The organism is Desertihabitans aurantiacus, from assembly GCF_003344635.1.
Classification (GTDB): Bacteria; Actinomycetota; Actinomycetes; order Propionibacteriales; family Propionibacteriaceae; genus Desertihabitans; species Desertihabitans aurantiacus.
Window position 1 is genome coordinate 1 of the sequence record NZ_QPKK01000097.1, and the last position, 12,863, is coordinate 12,863.

14 protein-coding genes and 1 pseudogene are annotated in these 12,863 nt (G+C 73.1%); 10 read left to right on the top strand and 5 right to left on the bottom strand.

Features of this window, described 5'->3' with window-relative positions; translation table 11 throughout:
• Positions 1-768: 768 nt before the first annotated feature.
• From DVA66_RS22095 to DVA66_RS09685, 4 genes are all read left to right on the top strand, one after another.
• Complete coding sequence (locus DVA66_RS22095) at positions 769-1,272, top strand: FHA domain-containing protein (protein ID WP_408608902.1); 504 nt, start codon at positions 769-771, stop codon at positions 1,270-1,272.
• A complete protein-coding gene (locus DVA66_RS09675) occupies positions 1,260-1,841 on the top strand; it encodes a dihydrofolate reductase family protein (protein ID WP_114559897.1) in 582 nt (193 codons plus the stop codon). The genes DVA66_RS22095 and DVA66_RS09675 overlap by 13 nt, the downstream gene beginning before the upstream one ends.
• A gap of 73 nt (positions 1,842-1,914) precedes the next feature.
• A complete protein-coding gene (locus DVA66_RS09680; RefSeq protein WP_114559898.1) occupies positions 1,915-4,152 on the top strand; it encodes a carbon starvation CstA family protein in 2,238 nt (745 codons plus the stop codon).
• Positions 4,152-4,364, top strand: coding sequence for a YbdD/YjiX family protein (locus DVA66_RS09685; RefSeq protein ID WP_114559899.1), 213 nt, complete (start codon positions 4,152-4,154; stop codon positions 4,362-4,364). Before DVA66_RS09680 ends, DVA66_RS09685 begins: the two co-directional genes overlap by 1 nt.
• An 84-nt stretch (positions 4,365-4,448) precedes the next feature.
• Here DVA66_RS09685 and DVA66_RS09690 read toward each other — a convergent pair whose 3' ends face one another.
• Positions 4,449-5,429: a DNA polymerase domain-containing protein gene (locus DVA66_RS09690; RefSeq protein ID WP_114559900.1), complete on the bottom strand. Its 981-nt coding sequence runs from the start codon at positions 5,427-5,429 to the stop codon at positions 4,449-4,451.
• Between the two features lie 25 nt (positions 5,430-5,454).
• On the opposite strand from DVA66_RS09690, the gene DVA66_RS09695 reads away from it, so the two are divergent.
• Complete coding sequence (locus tag DVA66_RS09695; protein WP_114559901.1) at positions 5,455-6,132, top strand: HAD family hydrolase; 678 nt, start codon at positions 5,455-5,457, stop codon at positions 6,130-6,132.
• Positions 6,133-6,207: 75 nt separating this feature from the next.
• Complete coding sequence (locus tag DVA66_RS21605; RefSeq protein WP_114559902.1) at positions 6,208-6,546, top strand: TFIIB-type zinc ribbon-containing protein; 339 nt, start codon at positions 6,208-6,210, stop codon at positions 6,544-6,546.
• Between the two features lie 24 nt (positions 6,547-6,570).
• On the opposite strand, the gene DVA66_RS09705 is transcribed toward DVA66_RS21605, so the two are convergent.
• Positions 6,571-7,419, bottom strand: a complete 849-nt coding sequence (locus DVA66_RS09705) for an NAD-dependent epimerase/dehydratase family protein (RefSeq protein WP_114559903.1) — start codon at positions 7,417-7,419, stop codon at positions 6,571-6,573.
• 125 nt (positions 7,420-7,544) lie between these two features.
• Here DVA66_RS09705 and DVA66_RS09710 point away from each other — a divergent pair, with 125 nt between their 5' ends.
• From DVA66_RS09710 to DVA66_RS09725, 4 genes are all read left to right on the top strand, one after another.
• A complete protein-coding gene (locus DVA66_RS09710) occupies positions 7,545-8,000 on the top strand; it encodes a hypothetical protein (protein ID WP_114559904.1) in 456 nt (151 codons plus the stop codon).
• Between the two features lie 9 nt (positions 8,001-8,009).
• Positions 8,010-8,402: an ArsR/SmtB family transcription factor gene (locus DVA66_RS09715; protein ID WP_114559905.1), complete on the top strand. Its 393-nt coding sequence runs from the start codon at positions 8,010-8,012 to the stop codon at positions 8,400-8,402.
• A complete protein-coding gene (locus DVA66_RS09720; RefSeq protein ID WP_114559906.1) occupies positions 8,399-8,878 on the top strand; it encodes an SRPBCC family protein in 480 nt (159 codons plus the stop codon). The genes DVA66_RS09715 and DVA66_RS09720 overlap by 4 nt, the downstream gene beginning before the upstream one ends.
• 207 nt (positions 8,879-9,085) lie before the next feature.
• A complete protein-coding gene (locus tag DVA66_RS09725) occupies positions 9,086-10,306 on the top strand; it encodes an ATP-binding protein (RefSeq protein ID WP_114559907.1) in 1,221 nt (406 codons plus the stop codon).
• 138 nt (positions 10,307-10,444) lie between these two features.
• Here the strand turns inward: DVA66_RS09725 and DVA66_RS09730 are convergent, their stop codons facing one another.
• The 3 genes and pseudogenes from DVA66_RS09730 to DVA66_RS09740 form a co-directional block, all read right to left on the bottom strand.
• Positions 10,445-10,891 (bottom strand): DUF779 domain-containing protein, encoded by a 447-nt coding sequence (locus DVA66_RS09730; protein WP_198671632.1) that lies wholly within the window; start codon positions 10,889-10,891, stop codon positions 10,445-10,447.
• Positions 10,891-12,414 (bottom strand): acetaldehyde dehydrogenase ExaC, encoded by a 1,524-nt coding sequence (exaC, locus tag DVA66_RS09735; RefSeq protein ID WP_114559908.1) that lies wholly within the window; start codon positions 12,412-12,414, stop codon positions 10,891-10,893. Before exaC ends, DVA66_RS09730 begins: the two co-directional genes overlap by 1 nt.
• Before the next feature lie 127 nt (positions 12,415-12,541).
• Positions 12,542-12,863: pseudogene (locus DVA66_RS09740) on the bottom strand (transcriptional regulator); the annotation flags it as partial.

Consider the following 12,863-nt stretch of genomic DNA (forward strand, 5'->3'; position numbering starts at 1 on the left):
CGCGGGTCGATGCCGCCGACCTCCAGGGCGGACGCGGTGGCGTCCCGGTTGCCACCTGCACTTCTCGGTCTTCGTCGACGGCTCGACCGTCGACCCCGTGCCGTTCCTCACCGAGCGCCAGGTGGAGCTGGGATGACGCGGTCCGCGTCGAGGGCAACGTGTGGTCCGATCCGAAGGAGGTCGTGTGAGCACCCCGCCGTCCGAGTACGTGGCCGCCTGGCCGCGGATCGTCGCGGTCGTCCACCCGGACAGCACCGGATCGCTCACCGTCAACGGCACCGAGCGCGTCTGCGCCGCCGAATCGGTGGGGTGCTGCGCACCGGCATGGTCGCCCGCTGCGTCGCGATCGCCCGCTCGGTGGCACGTCCGGTCCGGTTCACGGTGACCGAGGGCGAGGCGACCTGGACGCTCGCCGTGCGTCCGACCGGCGTCGTAGAGCTGGTCACCGAGACCCGCTGCCCGCAGTGCGGTGCCGACGAGCCGCTGCGGGTGGAGAGCGGGCCGTCGGAGGACGAGCTGGGCGCCCGGTCGGCGTCCTCGGCCTCCTCCCCGCCGCGACCCGTCCCGGACCGGCCACGCGCTGAGGCAGCGGCCCCGACCGCCACCTCCCCGTCGGAGCTCGAGCCGGAGAGCCCGCTGCCTCCTGCGAACCGGCCACCGCGGGCGCCGGGCCCGGCGACCCCGCCTGCGACGTCCGGCCCCGGACGACCCCGATCGGCCGGCGTGGCACCACCAGCCGGACCCGGCCCGGCCGCCCGCACCCAGCGCATGCGGATCAGCTTCGAGCACCAGCCACCCGTCCTGCTCGACGCACCGGGCGGCGTCGTGCTCGGTCGGGCGCCGCAGACCCGGGACGGGCGCACCCCGGTGCCCGTCGTCGGTCCCCGCGGCCTGGTCTCGCGCACCCATGCCCTCGTCGACGTCGAGGAGCGCGGACGGATCACCGTGACCGACGTCGGTTCCCGCAACGGCACCGGCCCGGTGGGCTCGCGCACGCCCTTCCGAGCGGCCAGCCGCAGGAGGTGGCCCCCGGGACCCGGCTCCGGCTGGCCGACGTCGTCTGCACGGTCGAGCTCGCCTGACGCCGTCAGCGGCCGGCGAAGCCAGGCTGGACCGATGCCGCTCCACGCTCCCTCCGGGCGAGCGACCACCCCGCCAGCACCGGCCCGAACCCGGATGCGTCCCGGCGACGCCGTCGCTACGGTCGGGCGGGTCCGACCCCGGCTGGACAGCCAGCCTCCCCCACGCGAGGAGCACCGATGCGCCGACTGACCTACTACGTGGCCACCACGCTGGACGGCTTCATCGCCGGGCCCGAGGGCGGTGACCCCAGCGGCCAGCCGTACTTCGAGATCGGACCCGACCTGGTCGAGTTCATCGCCACCCACTACCCCGAGACGCTGCCCGCGCCGGCCCGGGCCGCGCTCGGGATCGAGGGTCCGGGGCAGGTGTTCGACACCGTGCTGGAGGGTCGGAGCTCGTACCAGATCGGGCTGGACGCCGGGCTCGACGACGCCTACCCGCACCTGCGCCACCTCGTCTTCTCCACCACGCTGGGAGGCGTCGGGGGCGACGTCGAGGTGGTCGCCACCGACCCGGTGCAGCGGGTGCGCGAGCTCAAGGCCGAGGACGGGCTCGACCTGTGGCTGGTCGGCGGCGGACGGCTGGCGCACAGCCTGCTGCCCGAGGTCGACCGGCTGGTGCTCAAGGTGAACCCGTCGGTGATCGGCTCCGGAGTCCCGCTGTTCTCCGGCGGCTTCTCCCCCGCCCTGTTCACCTTCGTGGAGTCGGTGCCGCTGCCCTCGGGGATCCAGGTGCTGACCCTCGACCGGCGGCGCTGAGGCCCGAGGGCTTCGTCCGCGACGAGGCGGAGGGCTACGATGCCCGGGCCCCGCACCCCTGGAGGAGCCCGAGATGAGCAACGACGCCGCCCCTGCCGCCACCACCGAGCGCGAGCTGCCACCCGTGGCCGCCGGACCGGGCCGCGGCTGGACGCCGCAGAAGATCGCGCTCTGGGCGGCCATCGCACTGCTCGGCGGCGTCGCCTGGACGATGCTCGCCATCGTCCGCGGTGAGACCGTCAACGCGATCTGGTTCGTCTTCGCCGCCGCCTGCACCTACCTCATCGGCTACCGCTTCTACGCTCAGGTGATCGAGCGCTATGTCGTCCGCCCCGACGACACCCGCGCCACCCCCGCCGAGCACCTGGCCAACGGCAAGGACTACGTCGCCACCGACCGCCGGGTGCTCTTCGGCCACCACTTCGCCGCGATCGCCGGCGCCGGCCCGCTGGTGGGCCCGGTGCTGGCCGCGCAGATGGGCTACCTGCCCGGCACCCTGTGGATCATCGTCGGGGTGGTGCTGGCCGGGGCCGTCCAGGACTACCTGGTGCTGTTCTTCTCGATGCGCCGCGGCGGACGCTCGCTCGGCCAGATGGCCCGGGAGGAGCTCGGCCGGATCGGTGGCGCGGCGGCCATCGTCGCGACCCTGCTCATCATGGTCATCATCACCGCCATCCTCGCGCTGGTGGTCGTCAACGCCCTCGGCGAGAGCCCGTGGGGCGTGTTCTCCGTCGCGATGACGGTGCCGATCGCGCTGTTCATGGGCGCCTACCTGCGCTGGCTGCGTCCGGGCCGGATCACCGAGGTCTCGCTGATCGGCTTCGTGCTGCTGATGGCCGCGATCATCGGCGGCGGCGTCATCGCCGACACCGCCTGGGGCGCGGAGCTGTTCACCCTCGACCGCACCACCATCGCCTGGGGCATCATCATCTACGGCTTCGTCGCCGCCGTGCTGCCGGTGTGGGTGCTGCTGGCCCCGCGCGACTACCTGTCGACCTTCATGAAGATCGGCGTCATCCTCGCCCTCGCGCTGGCGATCGTCGTGGTCCGCCCGGAGATCTCGGTGCCGGCGTTCAGCGAGTTCGCGAGCGGGGAGACCGGACCGGTCTGGCCGGGCGCGCTGTTCCCGTTCCTCTTCGTCACCATCGCCTGCGGGGCGCTGTCGGGCTTCCACGCCCTCATCTCCTCCGGCACCACCCCGAAGATGCTGGAGAAGGAGCGCCAGACCCGCTTCATCGGCTACGGCGGCATGCTGATGGAGTCCTTCGTGGCGATCATGGCGCTGGTCGCGGCCATCTCCATCGACCGCGGCATCTACTTCGCGATGAACGCCTCCGCCGGCGCCACCGGCGGCACCGTCGAGGGCGCGGTGGCCTTCGTCAACGGGCTCGGCCTGACCGGCGTCAACCTCACCCCGGAGATGCTCACCTCCACCGCCGAGGCGGTCGGTGAGGAGTCCATCGTGTCCCGCACCGGCGGCGCACCGACGCTGGCCCTGGGTCTGGCGCAGGTGATGCAGAGCTTCATCGGCGGTCCGGCGCTGATGTCGTTCTGGTACCACTTCGCGATCATGTTCGAGGCGCTGTTCATCCTCACCGCCGTCGACGCCGGCACCCGGGTGGCCCGCTTCATGCTGCAGGACACCCTGGGCAACCTCGCCCCGCGCTTCCGCGACACCTCCTGGCTGCCCGGGGCCTGGCTGTGCACCGCGATCATGGTGGCCGCCTGGGGTGCGGTGCTGCTGATGGGCGTCACCGACCCGCTCGGCGGCATCAACACGCTGTTCCCGCTGTTCGGCATCGCCAACCAGCTGCTGGCCGCCATCGCGCTGGCGGTGGTGCTGGCCATCGTCGCGCAGCGGCGGACCTTCCGCTGGCTGTGGATCCCGGCGCTGCCCCTGGCCTTCGTCGCCGTCGTCACCATCACCGCCTCGTTCCAGAAGATCTTCTCCCCGGTGCCGGCGGTCGGCTACTGGGCCCAGCACGCCTCCTACCGCGACGCGCTGGCGGCCGGGCAGACCTCGCTCGGCAGCGCCGACACCGTCGAGGAGATGCAGGCGGTGGTCCGCAACACCGCCATCCAGGGCACGCTGTCGATCGTCTTCGTGGTGCTGGCGATCGTCGTCATCATCGCCGCGCTGGTGGTGGTGGCCCGCGCCCTGCGCGGGGCGCAGCTGACCGACCACGAGGACGCCCGGGTGCCCTCGCGCCGCTTCGCCCCGGCCGGCCTGGTGCCGACCCGCGAGGAGCGCGAGCTGCAGCGGCAGTGGGACGCCCTGCCCGCCGACCAGCAGCCGTCGCGGGGCCACTGATGGCCCGCCCCGGCGTCGACGTCCCCGTCGCGCGGCGGGTCTGGCGCGGGCTGCGCTGGTACCTGCACGGGCTGACCGGGGAGTCCCGCTACGAGGCCTACCTCGACCACGAGCGCCGCGCCCACCCCGACCGGACGCCGCTCAGCCGGGCGGAGTTCTGGCGGGGCGTCCACGCCGACCAGGACCGCAACCCGCAGGGCCGCTGCTGCTGACGCCGCGCCGGTTCCTGTCGATGGCGTCCCATCAGGGCCCCCACGGGCCTGAGGGGACGCCATCAACATGTTCTGGAACGGCTCCTAGCCGGCATCGTCCGTCTCGCGGCGCCGCCGCGCCCGGCGCTTGCCCTCGTGCATGGCCGCCACCCGGGCGACCGGGATGTCGTGGCCCTCGGCGACCAGGTCGGCGGGCAGCTGCTGCGGGTCGGGCAGCTGCTCGGCCCAGCGGTCGGTGCCGAGCCGGGCGGTCACCGCGCGGAGCGTGAAGTCGCGCGGGTGGACGTCGGTCAGCTCGTCCCAGGCCAGCGGCCAGGAGACCGGAGTGCCCGGGCGGATCCGCGGGCTCCAGGCGGCGACCACGGTGGCCCCGCCGGCCCGGGTCGAGTCGACGAAGACCCGTCCGCCGCGGTCGGCCTTCACGTACTCGACGGTCGCCCGGTCCGGGTCGAGCGCGGCGGTGCGGGCGGCCAGCGCACGGGTCGCGGCGGCGGCGTCGGCCGGGTCGGCACCGGCCAGCGGGACGACGACGTGGACGCCCTTGGAGCCGCTGGTCTTCACCGCCGCAGCGAGCCCGCACCCCGACAGCACCTCCCGCACCACCAGGGCGACCGCGGCCGCGGCGGGGAAGGCGTCCGAGCCCTCCGGCGGGTCGAGGTCGACCACCAGCCGGTCCAGCACGGGCGCGTCGTCGGCGCCGGCCGCGCGCCGGTGCAGGGTCGGGTGGTACTCGACGGCGCGCTGGTTGCCGAACCACACCAGCGTCCGGGTCTCCTCGCACAGCGCGTAGGACACCTCGCGGTGCGAGGCCTCGGCCCAGATCGGCACCCGCGGGATCCAGTCCGGGGCGGAGGCCGGCAGGTTCTTCTGCATGAACGGCTGCTGTCCCGGCCGCACCCGGATCACCGACAGCGGACGTCCCGTGAGCTCGGGCAGCAGGTACGGCGCGACCGCCTCGAGGTAGTCGAGCAGGTCCCGCTTGGTCGCCTCCGCCCCGTCGAAGAGCTCGGAGTCGAGACTGGTGACGGGGACGCCGGCCCGCGTCTGCGTCGTCGCTGCAGCCACGACATCAGCCTGCCATGCTGACGGGGTGATCGACACGGTGCTGCTCGACCTCGACGACACGCTGCTCGACACCCGGTCCGCCACCCGGGCCGCGGTGCTCGCCTGGGCCGCCGACCTCGGCATCGACGGTGACCCCGACGAGATCGCCACCCGCTGGAGCCGGATCGCCGAGCCGTTCTACGCCCGCTACCAGCGCCGCGAGCTCACCTTCCCCGAGCAGCGCCGAGCCAGGGTGCGCGCCTTCGTCCCCTCCCTCGACCTCACCGAGGACGCCGCCGCGGACGAGCTCTTCGCCGGCTACCTGCGCCACTACGAGGACGGCTGGCGGCTGTTCGACGACGCGGTGCCGACCCTGCGGCGGCTGCGGGCCGCGGGTCTGCGCACGGGCGTGCTCACCAACGGCGAGGAGGAGCAGCAGACCCGCAAGGTCGAGCGGCTCGGGCTCGCGCCGCTGCTCGACGTGGTGATCGCCTCCTCCGCCCTCCCCTTCGGCAAGCCCCACCCGCTGGCCTTCTCCGGTGCGGTGCAGCGGCTGGGCACCCGGGCCGAGCAGGTGCTGATGGTCGGCGACTCCCTGGAGAAGGACGTCCGCGGTGCCCTCGCCGCCGGGCTGCGGGCCGTCCTGCTGGACCGGTACGACGTCCACGGCGAGGTCGACGTCGACCGGATCCGTGGGCTGGGTGAGCTGACCGTCCCCGGCTGAGCGTCCGCCACCGCGCCACGACGGCCGGGGCCGCGTCCCTGCCGGCCCGGCGGGTGGGCTCCGTAGAGTGGCGCCATGGACCTGACCTGTCCGAAGTGCCGAGCAGCCATGCGCCACTACGAGCGCAGCGGCGTCACCATCGACCAGTGCACCGAGTGCCGCGGGGTCTTCCTCGACCGCGGCGAGCTGGAGAAGCTGATGGACGCCGAGACGTCCTACTACGGCGGCGGCCAGCAGGCCGCCCCTCCGCCGTCGGGCGGCTACCCGTCGCACCAGTCCGGCTACCCGCCGCAGCAGCCGGTGCGGCCGCAGCGGCGCGGGTGGGGCAGCCCCGACTCGCCGGACTCACCCAGCTACCACGGCGGCTACCACCGCCGGCGCAAGGGCGGCTTCCTCGGCGACCTGTTCGGCTGAGCCGGCGGGGCGCGACGCGCCCGGTCAGCCGCCGACGGAGTCGCGCCAGCTGTGCCGGGGCTCGTAGCCCAGCACGCGGCGCGCCTTGTCGATCGAGAGCAGGGTGTCGTTCGGGCCGGCGGTCTCCCGGTACTCCACGCCGGGGAACACCTCGGCCACCAGCTCGGCGTTGGGTCGGCTCATCACGGTGTCGGCATTGGCGATGATGTAGCGCTCGAAGCCCTGCGGCGCGCGCTCGAGCGCACGCTCGACCGCCTGCGCGGCGTCGCGGCCGTCGATGTAGCCCCACAGGTTCCACTTGCGCTGCATCGCGTCGGCGTCGAAGGACGGGAAGCGGGCGTAGTCCTCGGGGTCCATCACGTTGGAGAACCGGAAGGCGCTGATCGAGAGCCGCGGGTCCCACCGGCACAGCTCGACCGCCATCGTCTCCTCCAGGTGCTTGACCAGGGAGTACACCGACTCCGGCCGGGCCGGGTACTCCTCGTCGACCGGGATGTAGGGCGGCGGGGTGTCGAAGGGCAGCCCCAGCACCGTCTCGCTCGAGGCGTAGACGATCTTCGTGATGCCGAGCCGGACCGCGGCCCAGAACGCGTTGAAGGTGCTGACGACGTTGTTGGCGAAGGTGGCGGCGTCGGTGAGGATGCCCGGCGCGGGGACGGCCGCCAGGTGCACCAGCGCCTCCACCGGCTCGCTGCGGTCGACCCCGGCGAGCGCGTCCAGCACCTGGCCGAAGTCGGTCGTCTCCAGCACCACGTCACCGGCCGCCCGGTCGCCGCGCCGGTCCAGGCTCAGCACGTCGTGCCCGGACGCCCTCAGCTCCCGCACGACCGTCCGCCCCAGCTTGCCCGCCCCGCCCGTCACCGCGATCCGCATGGCGCCCAGTCTGCCCCGCTCGCCCCACGACCTGCGCGCCACGCCTTGTTCAACCAGAAGGTTGACAACACCGTGGCCGCAGTGTGTAATCAACTCATCAGTTGACTACGGGAGGAGTACCACCCATGAGCACCACGAGCACCGAGACCCAGGTCGCCGCCCCGACGCCCAGCCCCCGGCTGCGGGCCCTCGACCGGCTGGTCGGCCGCTGGGAGGTCACCGGCGGCGCGACCGGCACGGTGGAGTACCGCTGGCTCGACGGCGGGTTCTTCCTGCAGCAGAGCGTCGAGCTCGAGCAGCACGGCGAGCAGGTCCACGGGATCGAGCTGATCGGGCACCTGCGCCCGTTCATGGCCGAGCAGAGCGAGCACGTCCACTCCCGGTTCTTCGACAACCAGGGCAACACCCTCGACTACACCCACGAGATCGAGGGCGACACGTACACCATCTGGGCCGGTGAGCCGGGCTCGCCCGCCTACTACCGCGGCACCTTCGACGCGAGCGGGGACGTCATCACCGGCAGCTGGGTCTACCCCGGTGGCGGCGGCTACCCGAGCGTGCAGACCCGGGTCGGGCGCTGAGCGTCCACGGTGGAGGAGACCTCAGACACCCCCGACGACGAGCTCGACCGGGCGTTCCTGGCCCTGGCCGACCCGGTGCGACGGGCCATCGTCGCCCGGCTCAGCCGCGGCTCGGCGACCGTGAACGAGCTGGCCGACCCGTTCCCCATCTCCAAGCAGGCGGTCTCCAAGCACATCCAGGTGCTGGAGCAGGCAGGGCTGGTCACCCGCACCCGGGACGCCCAGCGCCGCCCGGTGCACCTCGCACCGGAACGGCTCGAGGCGCTCACCGCCTGGATCGACCGCTACCGACTGGTCCGCGAGTCGCAGTACCGCTCGCTGGACGCCCTGCTCGGGTCGACCGGCCCGGGCGCACCACCACACCACCACGCACCACCACCCGACAAGGAGCACCCGTCATGAGCAACGCACTGTCCGTGGAGGCCCCGGAGGGCCTGCCCTTCATCGACTACACCCGGGAGTTCGACGCCCCAGTCGAGGACCTCTTCCGCGCCCATGCCGACCCCGAGCTGTTCGCCCGCTGGGTCGGCCCGTCCGACCTCACCACCGAGCTGCCCACCTACGACTTCACCAGCGGTGGCCGCTGGCGGATGGTGCAGCGGCGGGGCGAGGAGGAGTACGCCTTCCGCGGCACCTTCCACACCGTGCGCGAGAACGAGCTCGCCGTCCAGACCTTCGAGTTCGAGGGCTTCCCCGACGCCGTCAGCCTGGAGTTCTTCACCTTCGAGCAGCTGCCCGGCAACCGCTCGCGGCTCGTCGGCCACGCGGTGTACCCGACCCTGGAGGCCCGCGACGGCATGGTCTCCAGCGGGATGGAGAGCGGGCTGGCCGACGGCTACGACCAGCTGGACGCCCTGCTGGCCGAGCGGGCCGCCTGATCTCCCCGCCGCACACACCTTCGCCGACCCGCACACCTGCTGCATCCGGTGTGCGGGTCGGCGGACGTGTGTGCCGGGCCAGCGGGATCACGGTCGCTAAGGACGTCTAGGGGCAGCGTTAGACGGCGTCAGAGAGCGGCATCACCGGCGCTGCGACACGCTACGGATGTCTACGACGCACCCTAGACATCGCCATACGCTGCGATCGTGGACCCGATCCAGAACCCGTACGCCCCCGGCGCCGGGCAGCGTCCGCCGGAGCTGGCCGGACGCGACGACCAGCTGCGGGCCTTCGGCATCGTGCTGGAACGGGTCTCGCGGGGACGCCCCGAGCGCTCGCTCGTGCTCACCGGGCTGCGCGGGGTCGGCAAGACGGTGCTGCTCAACGCCCTGCGCTCCGACGCCGTCCGCCGCGGCTGGGGCACCGGCAAGCTCGAGGCCCGACCCGACCAGGGGCTGCGGCGTCCGCTGTCGGGCGCCCTGCACCAGGCCGTCCGCGAGCTCGCCCCCGGCGGCCCGGAGTCGGCGCACGCGGACTCCCAGCAGCACGTGCTCGGCGTGCTGCGCTCCTTCGCCCAGCGCGACGCCGGGGCCGGCGCCAAGCTGCGCGACCGTTGGAGCCCGGGCATCGAGGCCGCCCCGGTGCGCGGCCGGGCCGACTCCGGCGACATCGAGATCGACCTGGTCGAGCTGCTCAGCGACGTCGGCGGGCTGGCCGCCGAGCTCGGCCGGGGGGTCGCGGTGTTCATCGACGAGATGCAGGACCTCGGCCCCGACGACGTCTCCGCGCTCTGCGCGGCCTGCCACGAGATCAGCCAGGCGGGGCTGCCGCTGATCGTGGTCGGCGCGGGTCTGCCGCACCTGCCGGCGGTGCTCAGCGCCAGCAAGTCCTACTCCGAGCGGCTGTTCTCCTACCAGCGGATCGACCGGCTGGGCCGCGAGGCCGCCGACCTGGCCCTGACCGCCCCCGCCGCCGAGGAGGGCGCGGCCTACCGGCCCGACGCGCTGGCCGCGATGTACGCCGCGACCGGCGGCTACCCCTACTTCATCCAGGCCTACGGCAAGGCGGTCTGGGACCGGGCCCCGCGCTCCCCCATCACCGCCGAGGACGTCGCCGTGGCCGCCCCCGAGGCCGAGGAGGAGCTCGCCGTCGGCTTCTTCGGCAGCCGCTACGAGCGGGCCACCCCCGGCGAGCGGGAGTACCTGCGGGCGATGGGTGAGGTGGCGCTGAGGCTGTCGGAGGACGAGCGCGACGAGATCGGCTCGGTCCCCACCGCCGACGTCGCGGCCTTCCTCGGCCGCAAGCCGCAGTCGCTCTCCCCCGCCCGGGACGCGCTGCTGAAGAAGGGGCTGATCTACTCCGGCGAGCGCGGCCGGATCGCCTTCACCGTCCCGCACTTCGGCCGCTACCTGCGCGACCAGGCCTGACCCGGCGTCCGGCCGCTGCTGCCCGGACCGGCCCGGATGGTCCACCGGATGCGGTCGACGGCGGAATCCAGTGGTCTCTAGACGCCGCCGTCGGCCGCACCCGGTGGAGGGAGGACCGCGCTGGGACAGTCGGGGGATCTACCCCAGCGCGGCCCGTTCGTGGGGGGTGAACAGCCGGGAGCGGAGGAGGAACCGCTGCCCGGTGGGGCTCTCGACCGAGAACCCGGCACCCCGTCCAGGGACGACGTCGATGGTCAGGTGGGTGTGGCCCCACACCCGGTACTGCTCCTTGGAGATCCACACCGGCACCCGGTCCGGACGCGGTCCGTCGGCCGGCACCTCCACCGACGCCTCGGGGGCGTCCGGGTCGGTGATGTCGAGGTCGCCCAGGTGCAGGTCGGCGCTGCCGGTGAGGAAGGTCCCCGCCGGGTAGCACATCGGGGAGGAGCCGTCGCAGCAGCCGCCGGACTGGTGGAACATCAGCGGCCCGTGCTGCTGCACCAGCTGGCGCAGCAGGGCGGCCGCCGCCGGCGTGACGGCCACGCGCATCACGGTCTCCGGCGTCCCGGCGGGGCTGGTGGTCATCAGAAGAAGCCCATCGCCTTCGGCGAGTAGCTGACCAGCAGGTTCTTGGTCTGCTGGTAGTGGTCGAGCATCATCGAGTGGTTCTCCCGCCCGATGCCGGAGGACTTGTAGCCGCCGAAGGCCGCGTGCGCCGGGTACTGGTGGTAGCAGTTGGTCCACACCCGGCCCGCCTGGATGGCCCGTCCGGCCCGGTAGGCGGTGTTGACGTCGCGCGACCACACCCCGGCGCCGAGCCCGTAGAGGGTGTCGTTGGCGATCCGCATGGCGTCGTCGAAGTCGTCGAAGCCGGTCACCGAGACGACGGGGCCGAAGATCTCCTCCTGGAAGATCCGCATGTCGTTGGTGCCCTGGAAGATCGTCGGGGCCACGTAGTAGCCGCCGGACAGGTCCCCGCCGAGGTCGACCCGCTCCCCGCCGGTGATGACCCGCGCACCCTCCTGGATGCCGATGTCGATGTAGGACAGGATCTTCTCGAGCTGGTCGTTGCTGGCCTGGGCGCCGATCTGGGTCGCCGGGTCGAGCGGGTTGCCCTGCACGATCCGCTTGGTGCGCTCGGTCGCCTCGGGCAGGAACGCGTCGAGGATCGAGCCCTGGATCAGCGCCCGGCTGGGACACGTGCACACCTCGCCCTGGTTGAGGGCGAACATCGCGAAACCCTCCAACGCCTTGTCGTAGAAGTCGTCCTGGGCCTGGGTGACGTCGGCGAAGAAGATGTTCGGGCTCTTGCCGCCGAGCTCGAGGGTGACCGGGATGAGGTTCTGGCTGGCGTACTGCATGATCAGCCGGCCGGTGGTGGTCTCACCGGTGAAGGCGATCTTGCGGATCCGGCTGGAGGACGCCAGCGGCGCGCCGGCCTCGACGCCGAAGCCGTTGACCACGTTGACCACCCCGGGCGGCAGCAGGTCGCCGATGAGCTCCATCAGCAGCATGATCGAGGCCGGGGTCTGCTCGGCCGGCTTGAGCACCACCGCGTTGCCGGCGGCCAGCGCCGGGGCGAGCTTCCAGGTGGCCATCAGCAGCGGGAAGTTCCACGGGATGATCTGCCCGACCACGCCCAGCGGCTCGTGGAAGTGGTAGGCGACGGTGTCGTCGTCGAGCTGGGAGAGGTGGCCCTCCTGGGCGCGGATCGCGCCGGCGAAGTAGCGGAAGTGGTCGACGGCCAGCGGCAGGTCGGCGGCCAGCGTCTCGCGGACGGGCTTGCCGTTGTCCCAGGTCTCCCCGACGGCGAGCATCTCCAGGTTCTGCTCGATCCGGTCGGCGATCTTATTGAGCACCACGGCCCGCTCGGCCACCGACGTCCGGCCCCAGGCGGGTGCGGCGCGGTGCGCGGCGTCCAGGGCGAGCTCGACGTCCTCCGCGGTCGAGCGGGCGACCTCGCAGAAGACCTTGCCGTTGACCGGGGAGGGGTTCTCGAAGTACTGGCCCTTGACCGGCGCGACGTAGCCGCCGTCGATCCAGTTCTCGTAGCGCGAGCGGTAGCTCACGACACTGCCCTCGGTACCGGGGGCGGCGTAGACGCTCATTCCGAGGCTCCTCTCCTGGCACCGCCGACGCTGGCGTTGCCTCCGACGCCGCCGACGTTACGCAGCCCGACGTTGCAACGACGTTGCGTGCCGACGTCGCGTGCGCCGGTGGCGTGCGGGCGGGCCCTCAGGCCAGCTCGGACTCCAGCGCCGCGACGTGGGCGGCGGCCCAGCCCGCACGCACCGACCCCGCCGGGGTGCGGTCGCGCAGCGCCGTCCACAGCTCGAGGTCGTCGTGGCCGTGCGGGCTGTCGGCCAGGGCGAGGAGCGCCTCGTCGTCGTCGCCGGCGAGCACCGCGGTGCGCAGCTGGTGGTGCAGGGACTGGCGCAGCCGGACCACCCCGGGCGCCTCCGAGGCGGGCAGCACCGGCCCGCGGTAGCCCGCCACCGCCCGGGCCAGGTCGCCCTCGCGCAGGTGGCGCCGGACCCGCTCGGCGTCGACCTCGGGC

Coding starts and splice junctions, on each gene's coding strand:
- DVA66_RS22095 (WP_408608902.1), top strand. CDS start 769: ATGCGGATCAGCTTCGAGCACCAGCCACCCGTCCTGCTCGACGCACCG.
- DVA66_RS09675 (WP_114559897.1), top strand. CDS start 1,260: ATGCGCCGACTGACCTACTACGTGGCCACCACGCTGGACGGCTTCATC.
- DVA66_RS09680 (WP_114559898.1), top strand. CDS start 1,915: ATGAGCAACGACGCCGCCCCTGCCGCCACCACCGAGCGCGAGCTGCCA.
- DVA66_RS09685 (WP_114559899.1), top strand. CDS start 4,152: ATGGCCCGCCCCGGCGTCGACGTCCCCGTCGCGCGGCGGGTCTGGCGC.
- DVA66_RS21605 (WP_114559902.1), top strand. CDS start 6,208: ATGGACCTGACCTGTCCGAAGTGCCGAGCAGCCATGCGCCACTACGAG.
- DVA66_RS09705 (WP_114559903.1), bottom strand. CDS start 7,419: ATGCGGATCGCGGTGACGGGCGGGGCGGGCAAGCTGGGGCGGACGGTC.
- DVA66_RS09710 (WP_114559904.1), top strand. CDS start 7,545: ATGAGCACCACGAGCACCGAGACCCAGGTCGCCGCCCCGACGCCCAGC.
- DVA66_RS09720 (WP_114559906.1), top strand. CDS start 8,399: ATGAGCAACGCACTGTCCGTGGAGGCCCCGGAGGGCCTGCCCTTCATC.
- DVA66_RS09730 (WP_198671632.1), bottom strand. CDS start 10,891: ATGACCACCAGCCCCGCCGGGACGCCGGAGACCGTGATGCGCGTGGCC.
- exaC (WP_114559908.1), bottom strand. CDS start 12,414: ATGAGCGTCTACGCCGCCCCCGGTACCGAGGGCAGTGTCGTGAGCTAC.